Genomic DNA, 21,612 nt, shown 5'->3' on the forward strand with positions numbered 1-21,612 from the left:
TTGCTAACTTGTCTGTTTTTCATGAAGATAGGATGGTCCGACCCCCTTCCTGTACAGGCAACCCGACATGTCACGCACGCCGGTCACGCCATTGGCGATGAACAGCGGGTGCATGTACTGGGGCGCGATCTTAAGGGAATGGGTGTGCATGTCCCATAACCCGGGTATCACATACTTTCCCGAGCCATCGATGGAAATCAGTGCGGTATCCGCTCCTGACAAACCGCCCGGATGCACGGAGGCGATACGACCGTCACGCAATACCACGTCCATATTGCGGCGCACGCTGCCCGTTCGGACATCGACCACCGCGACGTTGCGGATGTGGAAATTGCCCGCGAGACCGTCGCGGGGCGGCTCCGGCAGGGGCCAGAGCAGAAGACCGGCCACCGTGAACAAGACGATGGCAACCAGCACAAGCGTCACTCGTGCCAGCTTTTTCAACATGGAATCGGGTTCATTGGCGGACCGCTGTTGTAAGTCATGTGCTGATCATGTGGCCACATCCAGGCATGCAGTGGGGCGGCTTGGGCAACCTCATCGCAACGTATTCACGCGTCTTGAATCGCCAGTCACCGCACATTCCGGGTGATCCTGCACATCGGCTCCATTGAGTTCATCGCCAGACCACAGGTTTGACCCTCCTCTTCACGGGGGCTTCACGAGCATTGGATCAGAATCTATGGCGAATTTGAATTCAATTGTATGCCAGGCTCATGAACAGAATCGTAATTTTAATGATGGTGATCGGAATGACAGCGCACAGTGCGAATGCAGCAGACCCGAAGGTGCTGTTCACCTTCGACGAAGCCACCCGTGGAGACTGGACGTCGGTGGACGACACGGTCATGGGAGGTCGCTCCGATGGCGGCGCGGCCCTTCACGACGGAGTGCTGCATTTCAGCGGAACCCTGTCGCTCGAGTCCAACGGAGGTTTCTCCTCGATCCGCCATTCGGTTGAACTCGACCTCAGCGGGTACAACGGTATTCGGCTGCGGGTGAAAGGTGACGGGCGCAGCTACCAGCTCAGGTTGCACACCGACGCGCGCTATTCCGGTCAACCGGTCGCTTTCGGTGCAACATTTCAAACGAACGCCGGTGAATGGACCGAAGTAGACGTCCCCTTCGATACATTGCGCGCTACGTTCCGTGGACGCCTCATGAGCGACTACTTCTTCGATCCTGCCGCAATCGAGCAGGTGGGTATCCTGTTGGCTGACAAGCAGGCGGGCCCGTTTGAACTCCAGGTCGACCGTCTGGTCGCCTACGGATCGCATCGGAAAGAGCCACGTTCGTAGCAGATGGGTCACAGCCTGCTTCCCCTGCCAGGCGCACCACCCGAACCGGGTCCGGTGCCACCCACGAAAACGCAGGGGAGAGCCGGCACTCCCCAGGTCGCGGAGCTCACAGCCCGCAATCCGTGTATCAAGCATGCAGTCCGAAACGAATCTACCCATTCCGATAATCGCAAAACCAAGGTCTTTCGGGTTGGACCCCGGGTTCTTGCCTTGCCAATCTGCAACGCGCCATTCGCGGGGTCACGGTCCGTGGGCTGATCCGACCCCGCGTACAGAAAAACGCCGGCTGAAGCCGGCGTCCTGGTGTCTGGTGGTTGGTACGGGTCGACGACTCAGCGCTTGAGCTTCTTCCGTAGCTGTTCCAGGGCCTGGAGCTGAGCGATGGCTTCGGCGAGTTTGGCCTGGGCCTCGGCCACTTCCATCTCGCCGGTGCGGTCGGCGAGTTCGCGTTCGGCTTCTTCCTTGGCGCGTTCGGCCGCGGCGGCGTCGAGGTCGTCGGCGCGCACGGCGGTGTCGGCCAGCACGGTGACGATGTGCGGCTGCACTTCGAGGATGCCGCCGCCGACGAAGAAGAAGGCTTCCTCGCCGTCGGGCTGCTGCACGCGCACCGGGCCCGGCTTGAGCTGGGTGATCAGCGGCGCGTGGCGCGGCGTGACACCGAGTTCGCCGACGGCGCCGGTGGCGAAGATCATCGCCGCTTCGCCGGAGAAAATCTCCTCCTCGGCGGAAACGATGTCACATCGTATGGTTTTGCTCATAAATCTCTCGTTTCGACCATAAAGGTGGGGTCAGAGTAAAGGGACAGAGTAAACAGGCACCGATTGAACCGCCTTGTCATCCATCGTCTTTTACTTCGTCTGACCTGCCTCCTTACTCTGTCCCTTTACTCTGACCCCATATTTCAGGCGGCTTCTTTCTCGGCCATCTTCTTGCCGTTTTCCACGGCCTCTTCGATGGAACCGACCATGTAGAACGCCTGCTCGGGCAGGTGGTCGTATTCGCCTTCGATGATGCCTTTGAAGCCGCGGATGGTGTCCTTCAGCGACACGTACTTGCCGGGCGCGCCGGTGAAGGTTTCAGCCACGAAGAACGGCTGCGACAGGAAGCGCTGCACCTTACGGGCGCGGGCCACGGTGGCCTTGTCTTCTTCGCTGAGCTCGTCCATGCCGAGGATCGCGATGATGTCTTTGAGTTCCTTGTAGCGCTGCAGCACGCCCTGCACGCCGCGGGCCACTTCGTAGTGCTCCTGGCCGATCAGGTTCGGGTCCAGCAGGCGCGAGGTGGAATCCAGCGGATCCACGGCCGGGTAGATGCCCTGCTCAGCGATGGAGCGGGCCAGTACCAGGGTGGCGTCCAGGTGGGCGAAGGTGGTGGCCGGCGACGGGTCGGTCAAGTCATCCGCGGGCACGTACACGGCCTGGAAGGACGTGATGGACCCGGTCTTGGTCGACGTGATGCGCTCCTGCAGCAGGCCCATTTCCAGTGCCAGGGTCGGCTGGTAGCCCACGGCCGAGGGCATGCGGCCCAGCAGCGCGGACACTTCCGTTCCGGCCAGGGTGTAACGGTAGATGTTGTCGATGAACATCAGCACGTCACGGCCTTCGTCGCGGAATTCCTCGGCGATGGTCAGGCCGGTCAGCGCCACGCGCAAGCGGTTGCCCGGCGGCTCGTTCATCTGGCCGTAGACCAGAGCCACTTTGTTGAGAACGTCGGCGTCCTTCATTTCGTGGTAGAAGTCGTTGCCCTCACGGGTACGCTCGCCCACGCCGGCGAACACCGAGTAACCGGAGTGCTCGATGGCGATGTTACGAATGAGTTCCATCAGGGTTACGGTCTTGCCCACGCCGGCGCCGCCGAACAGGCCGACCTTGCCGCCCTTGGCGATGGGCATGATCAGGTCGATGACCTTGATGCCGGTTTCCAGGGTTTCGTTGCCGCCGGCCTGGTCTTCGTAGGAAGGGGCCTTGCGGTGGATCGGCATGCGCTTTTCTTCACCAATGGGCCCGGCCTCGTCGATCGGGCGGCCCATCACGTCCATCACGCGTCCCAGGGTTTTCTCACCCACCGGCACCGAGATCGGCGCTTCGGTGTTGCTCACCGGCAGGCCGCGTTTCAGGCCGTCGGTGGAACCCAGCGCAATGGTACGCACCACGCCGTCACCGAGCTGCTGCTGCACTTCCAGCATGATGTCGGTGCCGTCCACGGTTAGGGCGTGGAACACTTTGGGCATGTCCTCGCGGGCGAATTCGACGTCGACGACGGCGCCGATGACCTGAACGATTTTTCCAGAACTCATAAACCTTGCTCCGTTGGGTGGGTGATTTCGTCACCCCGTTTGCAACTTGTCTTGCCTTAATTCGTGTCGCTTTTGGCGACGGGTTCGCTTTCGCGAATGGATCCCGGATCAAGTCCGGGATGACGCCCTTTAAAGTGGGCGGCGCCCGGGTTGGTTCCGGGCCGGCGCCCCCGTTACAGGCCGCCTTCGTTTTTTGGCCGGGCCGGCGCCCCCGTTACAGGCCGCCCTCGTTTTCTGGCCGCCCCTGCTACAGGCCGCCCTCGTTTTCTGGCCGGGCCGGCGCCCCTGCTACAGGCCGCCCTCGCTTTCCGGGCTCGCGCTGGCGTTATACGGCCGCGGCGCCTCCGACGATTTCGGAAATTTCCTGCGTGATCGCGGCCTGGCGGGCCTTGTTGTAGGCCAGCTTGAGGTCGTCGATCAGTTCGCCGGCGTTGTCGGTCGCGTTCTTCATCGCGATCATGCGCGCGGCGTGTTCGGATGCCAGGTTTTCCAGCACCGCCTGGTAGACCTGCGACTCGATGTAGCGCACCAGCACGGTATCGAGCAGGGCTTCGGCATCCGGCTCGTAGATGTAATCCCAGATGTCGGGCACGTCTTCGTCGTCGGTTTCCGGCAACGGCAGCAGTTGGTCCAGGGTCGGGGTCTGCGCCATCGTATTGATGAAATCGTTGTAGACCAGGTAAACGCGATCGACGCTGCCGTCGCGGTAGCGATCCAGCATGACCTTGATCGAGCCGATCAGGTCTTCGATCTGCGGTTTCTCGCCCAGGCTGTCCGCGTGCGCGGCGATGTCCACCTTGATGTTGCGGAAGAACGACGAGGCTTTCTTGCCCAGGGTCACCATGCTCACTTCGGCGCCCTTGCCCTGCCATTCACCCACCGAGGCCAGCACCTGCTTGAACAGGTTGGTGTTCAGGCCGCCGCACAGGCCGCGGTCGGTGGAAACGATGACGTAACCCACCTTCTTCACCTGCTCGCGCTTGATGGTGAACGGATGGCGGTACTCCGGATTGGCCTGCGCCAAATGGCCCATCACCCGCCGGATCATGCGCGCATAGGGGCGGCTGGCCTGCATCAGATCCTGCGATTTGCGGATCTTGCTGGCCGACACCATCTCCAGCGCCGAGGTCACCTTCTTGGTGTTCTCGACACTTTTGATCTTGCCGGTGATTTCCTTCGAACTTGCCATTTAAAAACTCCGGAAGCGTTGGGAACAATATTGGGGTCAGAGTAAAGGGACAGAGTAAACGGTCTGCATGTTCGTCCGTTTCACTGCTGTCGCCAATGTCTGCACCCTGCCGTTCCTTATCACCTCGCCGTTTACTCTGTCCCTTTACTCTGACCCCAGGGTTTAGCCCAGGATTACCAGGAACCGGTGGACTTGAACTCCTCGACGGCACCGGTCAGCGCCGATTCGAGATCGTCGTTCCAGTTGCCCTCGTTGAGCTTGTCCAGCAGGTCGCCTTTGTTCGAGGCCACGAAGTCCAGCAGCGAGCCTTCGAAATCGCCGATTTTGTCCAGCTCGACATCGTCGAGAAAGCCGCGGTCGGCGGCGAACAGCGACACGGCCATTTGTCCAACGGACAGCGGGCTGTACTGCTTCTGCTTCATCAACTCGGTGACGCGCTGGCCACGATCGAGCTGCTTGCGGGTCGCCTCGTCGAGATCGGAGGCGAACTGCGCGAAGGCCGCCAGCTCGCGATACTGCGACAGCGCCAGGCGGATACCGCCGCCGAGCTTCTTGATCACCTTGGTCTGCGCGGCGCCGCCGACTCGGGAAACCGAGAGACCGGCGTGCACGGCCGGGCGGATACCGGCGTTGAACATGTCGGTGTCGAGGAAGATCTGGCCGTCCGTGATCGAGATCACGTTGGTCGGAACGAAGGCCGACACGTCACCCGCCTGGGTCTCGATGATGGGCAGCGCGGTCAGCGAACCGGTCTGGCCGGTCACCTTGCCGTCGGTGAACTTCTCAACGTATTCCTCGTTGACCCGCGCGGCGCGTTCGAGCAGACGCGAGTGCAGGTAGAACACGTCACCCGGGTAGGCTTCACGGCCCGGCGGGCGACGCAGCAGCAGGGAGACCTGGCGATAGGCCCAGGCCTGCTTGGTCAAATCGTCATAAATAATAAGGGCGTCTTCGCCGCGGTCGCGGAAATACTCGCCCATGGTGCAGCCCGAATAGGGCGCGATGTACTGCATCGCCGCCGATTCCGAAGCCGAGGCGTTGACCACGATGGTGTGCTCCATCGCGCCGTGCTCCTCCAGCTTGGCCACCACGTTGGCCACGGTGGACTGCTTCTGTCCGACCGCGACGTAAATGCATTTGATACCGGATTTGGCCTGGTTGATGATGGTGTCGATGGCGATCGCCGACTTACCGATCTGGCGGTCACCAATGATCAGTTCGCGCTGGCCGCGGCCGATCGGCACCATGGAGTCGATGGATTTCAAACCGGTCTGCACCGGCTGGTCGACCGATTTACGCCAGATCACGCCCGGCGCCACTTTCTCGATGGGGGCGAAGCCGTCGTTGTCGATCGGCCCCTGTCCGTCGATGGGGTTGCCCAGGGCATCAACCACGCGGCCCAGCAGGCCCTTGCCATGCGGTACTTCGAGAATGCGGCCGGTGCACTTGACCGTGTCGCCCTCGGAAATGTGCTCGTAATCGCCGAGGATCACGCAGCCGACCGAGTCGCGCTCGAGGTTCAGCGCCAGCCCGAAGGTGTCGCCGGGGAACTCGATCATCTCGCCCTGCATGGCGTCTTCCAGCCCGTGGATGCGCGCGATGCCGTCGGACACACTGACCACGGTGCCTTCGTTGCGCGTCTCGGCCTTGATGTCGAGTTGCTCGACGCGCTGCTTGATCAGTTCGCTGATTTCAGAGGGGTTCAGTGTTGCTTGCATGGTCATTTTCCTGTTGGATCGGCTCCCACTGGAGCGACCGGTTGTTCATGTCACCGGCGGTTCATGTCAATTCAGATGACGCGCGATTCCGATGGTTAGCTTCCCAGGTTTTGGCTCAAACGGCCGAGGCGTCCGCGCAGCGAGCCATCGATCACCTGATCACCGGCGTAAATCACCGCGCCGGCGAGAATGCCGCTGTCGATTTCGGTGTCCAGTTCCACGTCGCAGTCGAAGCGCCGCGCCAACGCGTCACGCATTCGACTCGACTGCTCGTCGTTCATCGGCATGGCGGAGATCACCTTCACCCGCAAACGCTTTTCGGCATCCTGCTTGAACCGCTGGTACGCGGTGGCGATTTCCGGCAGCAGGGTCAGGCGCCGGTTGCCGCCCAGCACGTCGAGAAACGCCCGAAAGCGATCATCGAATCGCTCACCGCCGGCATCGGCCACCAGTTTCACGCCCTCGCCCGGCGCCACCAGCGGGTTGCGCAACACAGCGTCGACCTCGGGATGGGTGGCGATGTCCGCGGCCAGGCCCAGCATGTCCTGCCACGGCCCCAGAGCGCCCGCATCGTGTGCGAGGCCAAAGGCCGCCTTGGCGTAGGGTCGGGCCAGCGTGGTGAGGCTGCTCATGGTGAAATTCCCCGGTTCATGGTGCCTGGATCAGATTTCCTGGATCAGCTCGTCGAGCAGCTGGCGGTGGACGTTTTCGTCGACCTCTTTCTCCAGCAGCTTCGAGGCGCCCAGCACGGCCAGGCTGGCAACCTGGGTACGCAGCGCTTCGCGTGCCTGGTTGGCCGACTGCGCGATGTCCGCCTGCGCGGCGGCCACCTGGCGGTTCTTCTCCGCCGTGGCGTCTTCCTTCGCCTGATCCAGAATCTGGCTGTGACGCTGATTGGCCTGCTCGACAATCTCGGCAGCCTTGTCACGCGCTTCGCGGATCTGCTGGTCGACCTGCGCCTTGGCAGCTTCCAGCTCCTTCTCGGCACGGTCGGAAGCGGCCAGGCCCTCGGCGATTTTCTCGCGCCGCTCGTCCATGGCTTCGAGCAGGTACGGCCAGATGTACTTCATGCAGAACCACACGAAGATCATCATCGCGATCGACTGCAATACCAATGTGGCATTCAGATTCATGCCTAACCTCGTTCAGGTGTTCGGGACGATACGGATAAGCTGAGGCCGCCCGGATTCATGCCGGAGCAGCCCAGGGAATTATCCGCCCAGCGCGGCCTGCAGCTGACCCACGAAGGGGTTTGCGAACGTGAAGAACAGCGCGATACCCACGCCGATCATCGCGACCGCGTCCAGCAGACCGATGGCCAGGAAGAATTTGCCCTGCAGCATCGGAGCGAGCTCCGGCTGACGGGCCGACCCTTCCAGCAGGCGACCGCCCAGGATACCCACACCGATACCAACGCCAAGCGCACCCAGGCCAATCAGCAGGGCAACGGCGATTGCGGTCATACCAATTACTGTTTCCATTACTTACTCCAGTTATCGAGTTCCAACGTGTTAATCGTGCCAAACTAAACTTTTGCCAACTTAATTCTGGGGTCAGAGTAAAGGGACAGAGTAAACCCGATTCGGGTTGCGCAATGCCTGCCTCTGCTCGTTTTTACTCTGTCCCTTTACTCTGACCCCACTATTAATGGTGTTCCGAGGCCATGCTCAGGTACACGATGGTGAGCATCATGAATATGAAGGCCTGCAGGGTGATGACCAGGATGTGGAACACGGCCCATCCGAAGTGCATCAGCTGCCCGCCCAGGAACGCCATGCCGCCGACCAGCAGCATTTCGGTCAGCAGCAGTAACAGGGTGACCTTGGTGCTCAGTCGATCCTTCAGGTTCAGCCACAGGGTGGCGAACACCGCGAGCACCGAAGCGATCCAGAACCAGGCCGGAACATTATCACCGAACAGCGAACTCAGGCCGGCGGCGAACCAGGCGGAGCCGGCGGTGAACACCAGTGCAATCAAAATGAAAATCAACTCGCCGGCATACAGGTTGCCGAACAATCGCAGGCCCAGCGATACCGGCTTGGCCAGCAGCGACACGAGTTCCAGAATCAGGTTGAACGCCATCACCAGCGGCCACACGAATTTGGGCATGCCCAGCTCTTTGGGGTTCAGCGGATTCATGATGAGTTCGCTGATGAATCCGCCCACGCCTTTGAAACGGATGCTGTACACGATGATCAGCACGAACACCGCGATGGCCATGCCCATGGTCGCGTTGACGTCGGTGGTGGGAACGACTTTCTGATGGCTGATGCCAGCGGTGGTGGCCACCCAGGGCAGCCAGTCGACCGGGATCAGGTCCATGAAATTCATGAAGAAGATCCACACGAACAGGGTAAGCGCCAATGGCGCGATCAGACGGCTGGTGCCGTGAAAGGAATCTCTCACGCTCGAGTCGACGAACTCGACGATGCTCTCGATACCGGCCTGGAACCGGGTCGGCACACCGGAGTTGGCTTGTTTGGCGACGCTTCTGAACACGAAAAAGAAGGTGAAACCCAGCAACAGCGACCAGAACAGGGTATCGACGTGGATGGCCCAGAATCCCATCGCCTTGGCGTCCGCCGCAGAGTGGGCGAAACCCCAACCGCCGCCGTCCGGCAACTTGCCAAACGTCAGGTTCTGGAGATGATGCTCAATGTATTCACCGTGTGTGACGTTTTCGCTGCCGCCCGCCGCCATATTGCCTTCCCGATCCGCTGTATGCCTTGCGTCTGTATTTCGTCACATTCCACCCGGAATGTGCGTCCCAATGCCTGAATATCAACCCGAAAATCAAATAATTCTGAGACTTTCGAACTACTCTCGCCGTTCAACGGATTGCGCGGCCCAGCCCAACCCAACCCGTTGCCAGCACCACGATCATGCCGGTGAAAAACCAACCTGGCGCCAACGGCCTGACCCAGATGAATGCCACTGCACACAGCACTCCGGTCAGAAACAGCTTGCCGAACTCGGCCAGTGCCGCAGCCCGCAAAAATGCCGCGGTATCGCCGCCCAGCCGCCGCGCCACCAGCGCGGTGAACAGCCACCCCGGCAGGTAAACCGCCAGGCTGCCGCAGAACGACGACCCTGCCGCCACCTTGCCGCCGGCCAGGAACGCAACCGCAGCCATACCGATGGCAACCCAGGTCTGCAACCGCAACCCGGCGCCCAGGGCCCGAACCGTTCGCTCGGCGTAAGCGCGCCCGGCGTTTTCGTCGGGGGATGAATTCATCCGCATTGCCGCCTGCCGTTCGGCAATGACCGCGCTTCGCCAGGCGGGGCCCGAAAAGGGGCGCCGGAAGGCAAACCGCGGCCAAAGACCGACTATTTTAGCATTGGGTTTTCGCCCGGGGCAATCGGGCGGAGCGATGAATCAGTCGTCAAGACCCAAATGGCCGAGAATGCCGTCCAGTTCGTCGGCGTTGTTGTACGGAATCACCAACTTCCCTTTTCCCGACTGGCCATGCTGAACCCGCACCCGCGATCCGAGTTTCTCCTGCAGGCGATTCTGCAGACGCAGAATGTCCGGGTCGGGCTTTTTCTGCGCCGGGGCCTTGCTGGCCTGCTGCAGGCGCCGCACCAGGGCCTCGGTTTCGCGCACCGACAATTTGCGCTGTACCACCTCGCGCGCGGCTTTGACTTGCAGACCCGAGTCCAGCGACAGCAAGGCGCGGGCGTGGCCCATCTCGATCAGCCGGCTGTCCACCATGTCTTTGACTTCCTGCATCAACTCCAGCAGACGCAACAGGTTGGACACCGACGCGCGCGACCGGCCCACGGCCTCGGCCGCCTCACGGTGGGTCATTTCGAACTCGTCGATCAGGCGCTTGAGGGCCGACGCCTCTTCCAGGGGGTTCAGATCCTCGCGCTGGATGTTCTCGATCAGCGCCATCGCGACAGTGACCTCGTCGGGCACATCGCGCACCACCGCCGGGATGGCCTCGATACCGGCGATCTGGGCCGCACGCCACCGGCGTTCACCGGCGATCAGCTCGTATTCATCGTCACCGGTGCGGCGCACCACCACCGGCTGCACCACACCCTGGGCGCGAATCGAGTTGGCCAGTTCCTCGAGCTTGTCGGGGTCGAACACCGAGCGCGGCTGGTAGCGCCCGGGCCGGATCAGGTCCAGCGACAGGTTGCGCAGTTCATCGGTGGTCTCGCCACCCTTGCCCTTGTTCTCGCGCTCGCTGACCTGGTTGAGGGTGGTCTGGCTCAGCAGCGAACTCAGGTTGCGGCCAAGAGCGGCTTTTTTGCGTGTTGTCATCGTCGTCCTGCTCAATTGGACCGGTGGCCGGCCTCTCCGTCTGCGCGTTGGCTGGCCCGGCGCATCATCTCTCCGGCCAGCCCGAGATAGGCCAGCGCCCCCTTGGAAGTCGGATCGTAGCGCGTCACCGGCTGACCGTAACTCGGCGCCTCGGCGATACGAACGTTGCGCGGCACCAGGGTGCGGTAGACCCGGTCGCCGAAATTCTCGGTCAGCTGATCGGAAACAGCTGACGAGAGGTTATTGCGCACATCGTACATCGTGCGCAGCAATCCTTCGATCTCCAGGTCCGGATTCACGCTGGCACGCACCTGCTCGACGGTGTCCAGCAACGCCGACAATCCCTCCAGGGCGTAGTACTCGCACTGCATCGGAATGAGCACACTGTCGGCTGCGGCCAACGCGTTGAGGGTGAGAATGTTCAGCGACGGTGGGCAGTCGATGATGATCCAGTCGTAATCGTGGACGACCTTCGCCAGAGCCTCCTTGAGCGCGAACTCGCGGCCCTCGCGGTGCATCAGCCGGATTTCAGCCGCGGTGAGGTCGCCATTGGACGGCAGCAGGTCAAAGCCGAAGGGTTCCAGGCTCTGGCGCGCCTGCCGTACGCTGGCATCACCGATCAGTACGTCGTAGGCCGAACGTTTCAGGATGCGGGCATTGACGCCGCAGCCCACCGTGGCGTTGCCCTGCGGATCGAGGTCGACCAGCAACACCCGGTTCTTCATGTCCGCCAACGCGGCGGCCAGGTTCACACAGGTGGTGGTCTTGCCGACACCGCCTTTCTGGTTGGCGACGGCGACGCAGCGCACATTGCTTTTCTGGTTGGCGCGTGCCGGGTCGGAATGAAAGTACGACATGCCGGTGGTCAGGCCTGGATCAGGAACGGAGGGACATAATGACGAGGTGGCGTTCGGCTTGCAATCCCGGAACGGCCAGCCGCTCGACGGCGTCCAGCCGGACCCAGTCCGGAAGCGCCGCGAGCTCGGTCTTGTCCAGCCGGCCCTTCATGGCCAACAAGCGCGTATTTGCGGTCATCAGGCCGCGGGCCGCGGCGGCAAAGTCAGCCAGGCTGGCGAAGGCACGGCTGATCACGGTGTCCGGCGGCGGATCAGGCCGGTACGACTCCAGGCGTGCCTGAACGGGTCGAATGTTCGCCAGGCCGAGCTGACGCCTGACCTGGTTGAGAAAACGGATTTTCTTGCCCGCGCTGTCCAGCAGGGTCACCTCGAGGTCGGGCCGGATGATGGACAGGGGCACGCCGGGCAGCCCGGCGCCGGTGCCGGCATCGAGCAACCGCCCGGCGTCGACGAACTTGAGAACGGTGAGCGAGTCCAGCAGGTGCCGGCTGACCTGTTCCAGCGGATCGGTGATGGCGGTGAGGTTGTAGGTCCGGTTCCAGCGGCCAAGCAGGTCCAGGTAGGCCAACAGCCGCTCACGCTCCGTCGCCTCGAAATCGCGACCCAGCAGCGCGCGGCCACCCTCGTCGAGCCATTCCTCCGGCGTTTCCCGATCCATGTGCCGCGGGCGCGAGCGCTTACCGCCGGGCGCTTCGGGTGAGCGCGCCCAACAGGGCGAAGCGGCGGTGGCCAGGGGTATGCGACATGGATCATCCTCTGATGCAGCGGCGGCGCCGAGTCGGTTCGGGCCGGTTTGGATCGGCCCGCTCATTTTACCCGAAGCAGCCGCGCCGTCCGTCAGGAATCCGCGGAGCCCGGGCAGCGAATCCGCGGCTGCGCTCCCCGCTTTCACACGGTGAGGTCGAGCTCCTCAGCCCGGTGGCAGGCCGCCCAGTCCCCGCTCTCCAGCCGGCGCAGCGGCGGCACATCGACCTTGCAACGCCGCACCACGTACGGGCAGCGGGTATGGAAAACACAACCGCGCGGCGGATCGAACGGCGACGGCGTGTCGTCCTTCAGCCACAGTTCCTGGCGCAGCTTGCGCGCCAGTTCGGGATCGGGAACCGGCACGGACTTCATCAGCGCGCTGGTGTAGGGATGCAGCGGCTTGCGGTACAGCGCGTGTTTTTCCGACAACTCCATGCTGCGCCCCATGTACATCACCATGACCCGGTCACTGATGTGCCGCACCACCGACAGGTCATGCGCGATGAAAATCAGCGCCAGGCCCAGTTTCTTCTGCAGATCGCGCAACAGGTTGATGATCTGCGCCTGGATGGACACGTCCAGCGCGCTGACCGGTTCGTCGCAGATCAGCAGGCGGGGATTGAGCACCAGCGATCGGGCGATGCCGATGCGCTGGCACTGGCCGCCGGAGAATTCGTGTGGATAGCGGTTGATCTGGTTGGGCAGCAGCCCGACCAGCTTCATCATCCCGCGGGCGCGTTCCTCCACCTGCAGCCGCTCCATCTGCGGATAGAAGGTCCACAGCGGCTCGGCGATGATGGCGCCGGCCGTCATTCGCGGATTGAGCGAAGCCACCGGGTCCTGGAAGACGATCTGGATGTCCTTGCGCTTTTCCCGCAGCGCTTCCCGTTCCAGCTTCGTCAGATCCTCGCCGCGCCACAGCACCCGCCCGCGGCAGGGTTTGATCAGCCCGAGGATGGCGCGGGCCAGCGTGGACTTGCCGGACCCGGATTCTCCGACGATGCCCAGGGTTTCGCCCGGCTCCAGGTCGAAACTGATGCCGTCCACCGCGCGCAGGATGCGCTCGCGGCGCTGCAGGAGATTGCCGGTCTGGCTGACGAACTGGACCGCCAGGTCCTGAACGCGGAGAACCGGGTCGCTCATCCGCCCTCCTCCTTCACCGCCCCGATGGCTTCGGCGGCGCCGGCGGATTCGTCCGCAGCCGACGTCGCGGCAGCCGCGTTGTCCACGATTTCCCCGCCTTCGATTCCCTGGATGCAGCGGCTCATGCGGCCGTTGGCGGTCACCCACACCGGCGGCGGTTCACGGCAGGCCGCTTCGGCGTCGGGGCAGCGGTCACGGAATGCACAGCCACTGGGCAGGGCCTGCAGATTGGGCGGATTGCCGGGTATCGCATGCAATGCCTCATCTGCCGGCCGGTCCAGCCGCGGAACCGATTCCAGCAGGCCCCGCGTATAGGGGTGTTGCGGGCGGTAGAAAATGTCGTCGACATTACCGCTTTCCACCACCTGGCCGGCGTACATCACCAGGATGCGATCGCACACATCGGCCACCACCGCGAGATCGTGGGTGATCAGGATGATGGCCATGCGGGTTTTTTCGCGGAGCTCGGCGAACAGCCGCGTGATCTGCGCCTGCACGGTCACGTCCAGCGCCGTACTGGGCTCGTCCGCGATGAGCAGATCCGGCTCGCACAGCAGACCCATGGCAATCATCACGCGCTGGCGCATGCCTCCGGAGAATTCATGCGGATACTGACGGATGCGCTCCTCGGCATCGGGAATCCGCACCGCGCTCAGCATTTCCACCGCATGCGCCCGCGCCTCGTGGAGCGAGAGTTTCTGGTGGTGCATCACCACCTCGGTCATCTGGCGCTCGATGGTCAGGTAGGGGTTCAGCGAGGTCATCGGATCCTGGAAGATCATCGCGATGTCCTTGCCGCGCACGTGGTTGCGTTCGCTTTCGGACATCCGCATCAGGTCACGGCCCTGGTACTCGGCCACCCCGCTGGCCGTACCGTTCTCCGCCAGCAGTCCCATGATGGTCATCACGAGCTGGCTTTTGCCGGAGCCGGATTCCCCGACAATGGCCAGGGTTTCGCCGGGCTCGACCTGGAAACTGACCCCGTTGACCGCCTGCACCTCGCCCTCGGGCGTGTCGAAGCGCACCTTGAGATCGTGGACATCCAGCAGCGCCATTACAGCCGGTCCTTCGGATCGAGCGCGTCGCGCATGCCGTCACCGATGTAGTTGAAGCAGTACAGGGTCACGCTGAGAAAGGCCGCCGGGAAAATCAGGGTCCACGGCGCCGACTCCATGTCCTGCGCACCGTCGTTGACCAGCGCGCCCCAGGAACTCATGGGCTCCTGCACGCCGAGACCCAGAAAGCTCAGGAAAGACTCGACCAGGATCACCTGCGGGATGGTCAGGGTCACGTACACCATCACGACACCCAGCAGGTTGGGAACGATGTGGCGCCGGATGACGTCGCCGTCCTCGACGCCACAGGCCTGTGCCGCCTCGACGAATTCCATGTTCTTCAGACCCAGGGTCTGACCGCGCACGATGCGCGCCATGTCCAGCCAGTTGACCGCGCCGATGGCGACGAAAATCAGCAGGATGTGCCGTCCGAACACCACCATCAGCAGAATCACGAAAAACATGAACGGCAAGGCATAGATGATGTCCACCAGCCGCATCATCAGGCGGTCGGTCACCCCGCCGTAGTAACCGGCGATGGAGCCATAGGTAATGCCGATGACCAGGCTTACCAGGGTCGCGACCAGTCCGACCAGCAACGAGACCCGGCCGCCTTCCAGCGTGCGCACCAGGATGTCGCGCCCCACCGAATCGGTGCCGAACCAGTGGCCGTTCTGAAAACTCGGCGGCGAGGCCGTATGGTCCCAGTCCGTGAAGTCGCCTTCCCACGGACTGAGCATGGGGCCGAAAATGACGGCCAGCACCATCAGTCCCATGATGATGCCACTGGCCACCGCTGCACGGTTGCGCAACAGCCGGTGCCAGGCATCCTCCCACGGCGAACGGCCGGGGACGTCCTCGGCGGCCATGGCCGCGGCGAACGGATCGTCGACGGTCGCAGTGTCGGTGGAGTGGGTTTCCGCCACGGCTCAGTATTCCTCGAACCGGATCTTGGGATTGAGCCAGGCGTAAAGCAGGTCCACGATGAAATTCAACAGCACGATCACAACGCCGTAAAAAATCACCACGCCCATCACCAACGTGTAATCGCGATTCAACGCGCCCTGCACGAAATAACTGCCCAGCCCCGGGATGGAGTAAATGCGCTCGATCACGACCGACCCCGTGATCAGGCCGGCGGTGGCCGGACCCAGGTAGGAGATCACCGGCAGCAGGGCCGGCTTGAGTGCGTGACGGCGGATGACCAGGCCGGGCGGCAGCCCCTTGGCGCGTGCGGTTCGGATGTAATTGCTGTGCAGCACCTCGATCATGCTGCCGCGGGTCAGGCGCGCGATGTAGGCGATGACCGGCAACGCCAGGGTGATCACCGGCAGCACCAGGTAACGCGGCGACCACTCCCAGCCACCGGCCGGCAGCCAACCGGCATACACCGCCACCAGCAGGATCAGCAACGGCGCGACCACGAAATTCGGAATGGACACCCCCACCATGGCCACCCCCATGATGGAGTAGTCGGTGGCGGAATTCTGGCGCAGGGCGGCGACGATGCCGATGCTGGTGCCCAGCACGAAAGCCAGCGCCATGGCCAGTCCGCCGAGGGTCAGCGACACCGGAAAGCCTTGCGCGATCAGCTCATTGACCGTCCAGTCCTTGTATTGGAACGACGGGCCGAAATCCAGGGTCAGGATCTGGCCCAGGTAGCGGAAGTACTGCTGCAGCAGGGGCTCGTCGAGGTGGTACTTGGCATCCAGGTTGGCACGGATTTCAGGGGGCAGTGTTTTCTCGCTGTCGAACGGGCCGCCGGGCGCCACGCGAATCAGGAAGAACGCGATGGTGATCAGCATCAGCAGGGTCGGCACCAGGCCGATCAGCCGCGCGACGGCATGATTGAGCAGACCGCCCTGCATCATTGCGGCCGCTCCCCGGCCGGATCTTCACCGGCCGCCCCGTTTCGCGCGTCCGCCGGATTCCCCGCGGCTGCCGGTTCCGTCTGCGGCGTCACCGGCGCCGGTTCGGCCACCGCGGACCGGCGCCCGTCCCGCGACTTCAGTTTGAACATGCTGCGGCTGTAGTGGTGATCCATCACATTGTTTTGCCAGCCGCGAACGTGGCGGTCAACCAGGCGCTTGGTCACATACGTGTACACCGGGATGATCGGGCTGTCCTCGAGCAGCAGCCGTTCCGCCTCATGCATCATGCGGTTCCGCCGGGCCGGCACCCGCTCGCGGGCGACTTCTTCGAGCAGCGCGTCGAAACTCTCGTTGCTGTACGCATAGTCATTCTGGCCGTGACCGGTGCGGAACAGTTCCAGAAAACTGTAGGGATCGTTGTAATCACTGATCCAGCCGGCCCGGAAAATCTGCGTCAGCACCTTCTGTTCGCGGTTCTGCAGAAAGACCTTCCATTCCTCGTTGATCAGGGTGGTGCGCACGCCCAGCGTCTGCTTCCACATCGAGGCGATGGCGAGTGCGATCTTCTTGTGATTCTCGCTGGTGTTGTAACGCAGCTCCACTTCCAGCGGCCGCTCCGCCGAATAACCGGCCTGCTGGTACAGGCGCTTCGCCTCCGCATCGCGCTCCGCCTGGGTCCAGGCGGCATACTCCGGCACCGCGGGATCGTAATCATCGATGCCCGGCGGCACCAGCACGTAGGAAGGCTCCTCGCCGAAACGGGTCACCTTGTCGGTGATGATGTCGCGATCCACGGCCAGCACCAGCGCCCGACGCAGGTCCGGGTTCTCGATGAAGGGCTCGCGGGAGAGATTGAAGCCGAAGAAATAGGAGCCCAGCCAGGGACTGATCACCAGCTCATCGGCATAGTGCCGGCGCAGCCAATCGAACTGGTTGTGCGGCACTTCGTAGGTCCAGTCCAGTTCGCCGGCCCGGAATTGCTTGACCTCGCTGGAGAGGTCCTCGATGGGCAGGTACAACACCCGCTCCAGAACCACCTCATCGAACGCTCGGTAGTTCGGATTGCGCTCGAGTTCGATGGCCGAACGTACATCCCAGCGGTTGAGAGTGAAGGCGCCGTTCGACACCAGGTTTCCGGCCCGGGAAAAACGGTCGCCGTGGTCCTCCACGCTCGGCCGGTGCACCGGGTAGGCGATGGAATGCGCGAGCAGCCCCAGGAAATAGGGGGTGGGATCGGCCAGGGTGATCTGCAGACTGTACTCGTCCAGGGCGGTCACACCGAGCTGGTCCGGCGCCATGCGTCCACGGATGACGTCCGGTGCATTCAGAATGGGCGAAAGCATGGCGGCGTTGTTGGCCGCGGTCCGCGGGTCGGCGGCCCGGCGCAGGCTGTAGACGAAATCCGCCGCGGTCAACGGATCACCGTTCGACCAGGTTGCGCCGCGGCGCAGGTAGAAGGTGTAGGTCCGGCCGTCGCGTGAGATGTTCCAGCGCATGGCGGCGCCCGGCACGATGTCACCGCCAGGTGACTCGGTGGTCAGCCCCTCGAACAGGTCGCGCAGGATGTTGGAAGCCGGCACGCCCTCGGCCAGGTGGGGGTCGAGTGTCTGGGGCTCTTCGCCATTGCCGCGGTAAATCACCTGCTCCGCGGCCAGCACCGATGAGTCGGGGCGGCCATCGATTTCCACCAGTTCCACCGGCACCGGACGCCGCTCACGGGTTTGGGCGGGCGCGTCGGAGCCGCCCCCGCAGCCGGCGAGCATCACCGGAAGCAGAATCGCACAGACCGTGGCCGGCCAGCGATGGCGCCCCCTTCTGTCCACATCTCCTCCTCTTCGGCTTCTCCGACTCACGGCGGTAGCGTCAGGTACCGCGACAGGTGGATGTCACGTACATTGTCGACCCAGCCGCCAAGCCCGGGCCGAACCAGATGCCGCGATACGTAATAGTACAGCGGTATGACCGGCAGGGTTTCCAGCAAACGGGCCTCGGCCTGCCGCAAGCGGCGCATCCGCTCGTCTCCGGCAAGGCCGGCCGCGGCCACCATGTGTCCATCGAATGCCGCATCGGTGTGGAAAGTGTTGTTCAGTTCACTGCCCGAGACGAACAGGTCGAGAAAGCTGGCGGGATCGGCGTAATCGGCAATCCAGCCGCCGCGGAACACCTGGGTCACCACCCCCATGCGCCGGTTGTTCACGAACACTTTCCATTCTTCGTTGATCAGCTCGGTGTGAACCCCCAGCACCTGCTTCCACATGGCCGCGACCGCCACCGACAACCGCCGGTGCAGACCGGAGGTGTTGTAGCGCAGTTCCAGCCGCAGGGGCCGCTCCGACCCATACCCGGCCTCGGCGTACAGGCGCCGCGCCTCGGCCTCGCGTTCCGCCTGGCTCAGTTCCGCGGCCGGCAGCCGTGCCGCATCGTACCCGGCCATGCCGGGCGGCACGATGCCCCAGGCCGGGCGTTCACCCGCCCCCAGCACCACCCGCACCAGGGTCTGGCGATCGACGGCCAGCGCCAGCGCGCGCCGCAGACCGGCGGAATCACCCAGATCGGCATCGCGCAGGTTCAGCCCCAGCCAGAAGCTGCCCAGATAGGGACTGATGCGCAGGTCTTCGGCCAGGTTTTCGACCAGCCACTGGTAACGGCCGGCCGGGATGGTTTCGGTAATGTCGATTTCCCCGGCCCGGTACCGCGCGAGCTCCGTATTGGGCTCTTCGATGGGGTAGTACTCGATGCGCCCGGCGGCAACGGCATCGGCCGCATGAAATTGCGGGTTGGCCACCAGCCGAATCACCGAGCGCGGCGTCCATTCGTCGATCACGTAGGCGCCGTTGACCGGCGCCTCCCGAGCCTGCCGGGCGTCGGCCGTGACCGCGGGCTCCGCGCTAGCGGGGTGAACGGGATAGGTGACCGGATGCGCGAGAATCTCCGGGAACCACGGCGCGGGCCGGACCAGCCGCACGACGAGCGTCCGGGAGTCCGGCGCCTCGACCCCCAGACTCGTTGCAGGCAGTTGGCCGGACATGACGGCTTGCGCGTTCCGGACGTCAGACATCAGCCCCGCCATGACCGCCTGCGATTCCGACGACAGCGCGCGGCGCCAGGCGCGAACGAAGTCGCCCGCCGTCACCGGCGTGCCGTCGGACCAGCGGGCCTCCGGACGCAGGCTGAACTCGTACACCCGGCCCTGCTCGCGAACGGCCCAGTCGGACGCCACCCCGGGCGCCGGTTCCCCGGCTGCATCGAAGGTCAACAGCCCTTCACGCAGATCGCGCAACAGGTTGATGGCGGTGAGTCCCTGGGCGCGGTGAATATCCAGCGAATCGGGCTCCGGACCCAGGCCGCGCCGGATGGGCTCGTCCGCGGTGGCGGAGCTGACCACGCCAAGCGCAAGCAGGACAGTGGCGGCAAACAGGCGGCATGGGCGGGCTGACACGATGTTTTTCTGCTGTTTCAGGGCGGATGCAGCGTGTATTCTATTGCGCCAACCACTGGCCCAGCCAGGAAAATTGATATGCCGCACGAACCGTCTCCGCCAATCGAGAACCGACAGCAACTCGTTGAGTACCTCGCCGCGGGCAGCCGGCCGGCCGATCGCTGGCGCCTGGGCACGGAGCACGAGAAGTTCGCCTTTACCCGCGACGACCTGAGACCCCTGCCCTACGAAGGCGAGCGTAGCATTCGCGCGGTGCTCGAAGGACTGGCCGAGAAACACGGCTGGGAGCCCGTGATCGAGGAGGGCCTGCCCATCGCGCTGCTCGAGGACACCGGCGCATCGATCACCCTGGAGCCCGGCGGCCAGGTGGAACTCTCCGGCGCACTGCTGGACAGCCTGCACGACACCTGCCGGGAAGTGAACACCCACCTGTGCCAGGTCAAGGATGTGGCCGAACCGCTCGGCATCGCGTTCCTGGGCATGGGTTTCAATCCGAAATGGCGGCGCGAGGACATGCAATGGATGCCCAAGGCCCGCTACCGGATCATGCGCGACTACATGAGCCGGGTCGGAACGTTGGGCCAGGACATGATGACCCGCACCTGCACGGTGCAGGTCAACCTGGATTTTTCCTCCGAAGCCGACATGGTGCACAAGTTCCGCACCGCGCTGGCGCTGCAGCCGGTGGCCACGGCCCTGTTCGCCAATTCCCCGTTCACCGAGGGTGAACCCAACGGTTACCTGAGCTACCGCTCGCGCATCTGGGAAGACACCGACCCCGACCGCACCGGCATGCTCCCGTTCGTGTTCGAGGACGGCATGGGCTTCGAGCGTTATGTCGACTACATGCTCGATGTGCCGATGTATTTCGTCAAACGCGACGGCCGCTACGTCGACGCGTCCGGTCAGTCGTTCCGTGCGTTCCTGGACGGCCGGCTGCCGGCGCTTCCGGGTGAGAAGCCCACGGTGACCGATTGGGAAGATCACCTCACGACTGCCTTTCCCGAGGTGCGGCTCAAACGCTTCCTGGAGATGCGTGGCGCGGACGGCGGACCCTGGGGCCAGTTATGCGCCCTGCCCGCCCTCTGGGTGGGTCTGCTGTATCACCAACCCTCCCTGGACGCCGCCTGGGACATCACACGTGACTGGTCAATGGACGAGCGGCTGCAACTCCGCCACGATGTGCCGCGGCAGGGCCTGAAGGCACAGGTGCGAGGCCGCTCGGTGCGCGATATCGCCTCCGAACTGCTGGATCTGGCCAGCGCCGGTCTCAGCGCACGCAACCGGCTGGACTCGGGCGGGGCCAACGAAACCGGTTTCCTCGAACCCCTGCAGCGCACGGCCGACAGCGGACTCACCCCGGCGGAAATCAAGCTCGATCGCTACGCCAACGCCTGGAACCACTCCGTCGACCCGGTCTTCACCGAGTTCGCCTACTGAGCCACTCACCCACGCTGCGCCCATAACCCGCCGCTCTCACATCCTCGAAACCGCCCAGAGCGGAATTTCGCTCGGCGGTGGATCGTTGGCTCCTGAAAATCACGGCCGGGTGCCCCTGAGGTCCGCCGCTTGCCGTGACATACCCTTCCAAAACAACCAGGCTCCGGGCTCTCTCCCCTTCTTGTCTCGCCTGGAAGTGAGCCTTTGCCTCATGAAAATCAGGGCTGGGTGCCACTGAGGTCCGCCGCGCGCTGTGACATGCCCCTTCCAGGACCCGGCATAAACCCGT

Annotated in this window: 21 protein-coding genes; 2 read left to right on the plus strand and 19 right to left on the minus strand. The window is 63.6% G+C overall.

Translation table 11 applies throughout. The features are described from left to right. Positions 1–3: 3 nt before the first annotated feature. A complete protein-coding gene (locus V3330_RS09805) occupies positions 4–447 on the minus strand; it encodes a hypothetical protein (protein ID WP_354695234.1) in 444 nt (147 codons plus the stop codon). 305 nt (positions 448–752) lie between these two features. Here V3330_RS09805 and V3330_RS09810 point away from each other — a divergent pair, with 305 nt between their 5' ends. Then, positions 753–1,298 carry a CIA30 family protein gene (locus V3330_RS09810; RefSeq protein WP_354695235.1) on the plus strand — a complete coding sequence of 182 codons (546 nt, stop codon included), beginning with the start codon at positions 753–755 and terminating at the stop codon, positions 1,296–1,298. A 332-nt stretch (positions 1,299–1,630) separates the two neighbouring features. Here the strand turns inward: V3330_RS09810 and V3330_RS09815 are convergent, their stop codons facing one another. The 18 genes from V3330_RS09815 to V3330_RS09905 form a co-directional block, all read right to left on the minus strand. Beyond that, positions 1,631–2,056, minus strand: a complete 426-nt coding sequence (locus V3330_RS09815; protein WP_354695236.1) for a F0F1 ATP synthase subunit epsilon — start codon at positions 2,054–2,056, stop codon at positions 1,631–1,633. A 143-nt stretch (positions 2,057–2,199) separates the two neighbouring features. Further along, complete coding sequence (atpD, locus tag V3330_RS09820; protein WP_354695237.1) at positions 2,200–3,594, minus strand: F0F1 ATP synthase subunit beta; 1,395 nt, start codon at positions 3,592–3,594, stop codon at positions 2,200–2,202. Positions 3,595–3,919: 325 nt separating this feature from the next. Next, positions 3,920–4,783, minus strand: a complete 864-nt coding sequence (gene atpG, locus V3330_RS09825) for a F0F1 ATP synthase subunit gamma (RefSeq protein ID WP_354695238.1) — start codon at positions 4,781–4,783, stop codon at positions 3,920–3,922. 173 nt (positions 4,784–4,956) lie between these two features. Further along, positions 4,957–6,501 (minus strand): F0F1 ATP synthase subunit alpha, encoded by a 1,545-nt coding sequence (gene atpA, locus V3330_RS09830; protein ID WP_354695239.1) that lies wholly within the window; start codon positions 6,499–6,501, stop codon positions 4,957–4,959. 95 nt (positions 6,502–6,596) lie between these two features. Further along, positions 6,597–7,133, minus strand: a complete 537-nt coding sequence (locus V3330_RS09835; protein WP_354695240.1) for a F0F1 ATP synthase subunit delta — start codon at positions 7,131–7,133, stop codon at positions 6,597–6,599. Between the two features lie 30 nt (positions 7,134–7,163). Next, positions 7,164–7,634, minus strand: a complete 471-nt coding sequence (locus tag V3330_RS09840) for a F0F1 ATP synthase subunit B (protein ID WP_354695241.1) — start codon at positions 7,632–7,634, stop codon at positions 7,164–7,166. Positions 7,635–7,712: 78 nt separating this feature from the next. Then, positions 7,713–7,982: a F0F1 ATP synthase subunit C gene (gene atpE / locus V3330_RS09845; RefSeq protein ID WP_354695242.1), complete on the minus strand. Its 270-nt coding sequence runs from the start codon at positions 7,980–7,982 to the stop codon at positions 7,713–7,715. 163 nt (positions 7,983–8,145) lie between these two features. Further along, positions 8,146–9,201 carry a F0F1 ATP synthase subunit A gene (atpB, locus tag V3330_RS09855; RefSeq protein WP_435791741.1) on the minus strand — a complete coding sequence of 352 codons (1,056 nt, stop codon included), beginning with the start codon at positions 9,199–9,201 and terminating at the stop codon, positions 8,146–8,148. Between the two features lie 130 nt (positions 9,202–9,331). After that, entirely contained in the window at positions 9,332–9,736 is a 405-nt protein-coding gene (locus tag V3330_RS09860) for an ATP synthase subunit I (RefSeq protein WP_354695243.1), read from the minus strand. A gap of 141 nt (positions 9,737–9,877) precedes the next feature. Further along, positions 9,878–10,771 carry a ParB/RepB/Spo0J family partition protein gene (locus tag V3330_RS09865; RefSeq protein ID WP_354695244.1) on the minus strand — a complete coding sequence of 298 codons (894 nt, stop codon included), beginning with the start codon at positions 10,769–10,771 and terminating at the stop codon, positions 9,878–9,880. A gap of 11 nt (positions 10,772–10,782) precedes the next feature. Next, positions 10,783–11,628 carry a ParA family protein gene (locus V3330_RS09870; protein ID WP_354695245.1) on the minus strand — a complete coding sequence of 282 codons (846 nt, stop codon included), beginning with the start codon at positions 11,626–11,628 and terminating at the stop codon, positions 10,783–10,785. Positions 11,629–11,647: 19 nt separating this feature from the next. Then, positions 11,648–12,286 (minus strand): 16S rRNA (guanine(527)-N(7))-methyltransferase RsmG, encoded by a 639-nt coding sequence (rsmG, locus tag V3330_RS09875; RefSeq protein WP_354695246.1) that lies wholly within the window; start codon positions 12,284–12,286, stop codon positions 11,648–11,650. Positions 12,287–12,516: 230 nt separating this feature from the next. Continuing rightward, entirely contained in the window at positions 12,517–13,518 is a 1,002-nt protein-coding gene (locus V3330_RS09880) for an ABC transporter ATP-binding protein (RefSeq protein ID WP_354695247.1), read from the minus strand. Beyond that, positions 13,515–14,573 (minus strand): ABC transporter ATP-binding protein, encoded by a 1,059-nt coding sequence (locus V3330_RS09885; RefSeq protein WP_354695248.1) that lies wholly within the window; start codon positions 14,571–14,573, stop codon positions 13,515–13,517. The genes V3330_RS09880 and V3330_RS09885 overlap by 4 nt, the downstream gene beginning before the upstream one ends. Then, positions 14,573–15,499 carry an ABC transporter permease subunit gene (locus tag V3330_RS09890; protein WP_354695249.1) on the minus strand — a complete coding sequence of 309 codons (927 nt, stop codon included), beginning with the start codon at positions 15,497–15,499 and terminating at the stop codon, positions 14,573–14,575. Before V3330_RS09890 ends, V3330_RS09885 begins: the two co-directional genes overlap by 1 nt. 3 nt (positions 15,500–15,502) lie before the next feature. Next, the gene (gene oppB / locus V3330_RS09895; RefSeq protein ID WP_354695250.1) at positions 15,503–16,444 is read right to left on the minus strand and encodes an oligopeptide ABC transporter permease OppB; all 942 of its coding nucleotides are present in this window, start codon (positions 16,442–16,444) and stop codon (positions 15,503–15,505) included. Next, entirely contained in the window at positions 16,441–18,267 is a 1,827-nt protein-coding gene (locus V3330_RS09900) for a peptide ABC transporter substrate-binding protein (protein WP_354695251.1), read from the minus strand. The genes oppB and V3330_RS09900 overlap by 4 nt, the downstream gene beginning before the upstream one ends. A 26-nt stretch (positions 18,268–18,293) precedes the next feature. Beyond that, positions 18,294–19,883, minus strand: coding sequence for a peptide ABC transporter substrate-binding protein (locus V3330_RS09905; protein ID WP_354695252.1), 1,590 nt, complete (start codon positions 19,881–19,883; stop codon positions 18,294–18,296). A 78-nt stretch (positions 19,884–19,961) separates the two neighbouring features. Here V3330_RS09905 and V3330_RS09910 point away from each other — a divergent pair, with 78 nt between their 5' ends. Continuing rightward, positions 19,962–21,323, plus strand: coding sequence for a glutamate--cysteine ligase (locus V3330_RS09910; protein WP_354695253.1), 1,362 nt, complete (start codon positions 19,962–19,964; stop codon positions 21,321–21,323). Positions 21,324–21,612: the final 289 nt, after the last annotated feature.

It is taken from the genome of Elongatibacter sediminis (genome assembly GCF_037892215.1).
GTDB lineage: Bacteria > Pseudomonadota > Gammaproteobacteria > Xanthomonadales > SZUA-36 > Elongatibacter > Elongatibacter sediminis.

Bases quoted from the DNA above. Each gene is read 5' to 3' on its own strand.
- V3330_RS09805 (WP_354695234.1), bottom strand. From the start codon at position 447: ATGTTGAAAAAGCTGGCACGAGTGACGCTTGTGCTGGTTGCCATCGTC.
- V3330_RS09810 (WP_354695235.1), top strand. From the start codon at position 753: ATGACAGCGCACAGTGCGAATGCAGCAGACCCGAAGGTGCTGTTCACC.
- V3330_RS09815 (WP_354695236.1), bottom strand. From the start codon at position 2,056: ATGAGCAAAACCATACGATGTGACATCGTTTCCGCCGAGGAGGAGATT.
- atpD (WP_354695237.1), bottom strand. From the start codon at position 3,594: ATGAGTTCTGGAAAAATCGTTCAGGTCATCGGCGCCGTCGTCGACGTC.
- atpG (WP_354695238.1), bottom strand. From the start codon at position 4,783: ATGGCAAGTTCGAAGGAAATCACCGGCAAGATCAAAAGTGTCGAGAAC.
- atpA (WP_354695239.1), bottom strand. From the start codon at position 6,501: ATGCAAGCAACACTGAACCCCTCTGAAATCAGCGAACTGATCAAGCAG.
- V3330_RS09835 (WP_354695240.1), bottom strand. From the start codon at position 7,133: ATGAGCAGCCTCACCACGCTGGCCCGACCCTACGCCAAGGCGGCCTTT.
- V3330_RS09840 (WP_354695241.1), bottom strand. From the start codon at position 7,634: ATGAATCTGAATGCCACATTGGTATTGCAGTCGATCGCGATGATGATC.
- atpE (WP_354695242.1), bottom strand. From the start codon at position 7,982: ATGGAAACAGTAATTGGTATGACCGCAATCGCCGTTGCCCTGCTGATT.
- atpB (WP_435791741.1), bottom strand. From the start codon at position 9,201: ATGGCGGCGGGCGGCAGCGAAAACGTCACACACGGTGAATACATTGAG.
- V3330_RS09860 (WP_354695243.1), bottom strand. From the start codon at position 9,736: ATGAATTCATCCCCCGACGAAAACGCCGGGCGCGCTTACGCCGAGCGA.
- V3330_RS09865 (WP_354695244.1), bottom strand. From the start codon at position 10,771: ATGACAACACGCAAAAAAGCCGCTCTTGGCCGCAACCTGAGTTCGCTG.
- V3330_RS09870 (WP_354695245.1), bottom strand. From the start codon at position 11,628: ATGTCGTACTTTCATTCCGACCCGGCACGCGCCAACCAGAAAAGCAAT.
- rsmG (WP_354695246.1), bottom strand. From the start codon at position 12,286: ATGGATCGGGAAACGCCGGAGGAATGGCTCGACGAGGGTGGCCGCGCG.
- V3330_RS09880 (WP_354695247.1), bottom strand. From the start codon at position 13,518: ATGAGCGACCCGGTTCTCCGCGTTCAGGACCTGGCGGTCCAGTTCGTC.
- V3330_RS09885 (WP_354695248.1), bottom strand. From the start codon at position 14,573: ATGGCGCTGCTGGATGTCCACGATCTCAAGGTGCGCTTCGACACGCCC.
- oppB (WP_354695250.1), bottom strand. From the start codon at position 16,444: ATGATGCAGGGCGGTCTGCTCAATCATGCCGTCGCGCGGCTGATCGGC.
- V3330_RS09910 (WP_354695253.1), top strand. From the start codon at position 19,962: ATGCCGCACGAACCGTCTCCGCCAATCGAGAACCGACAGCAACTCGTT.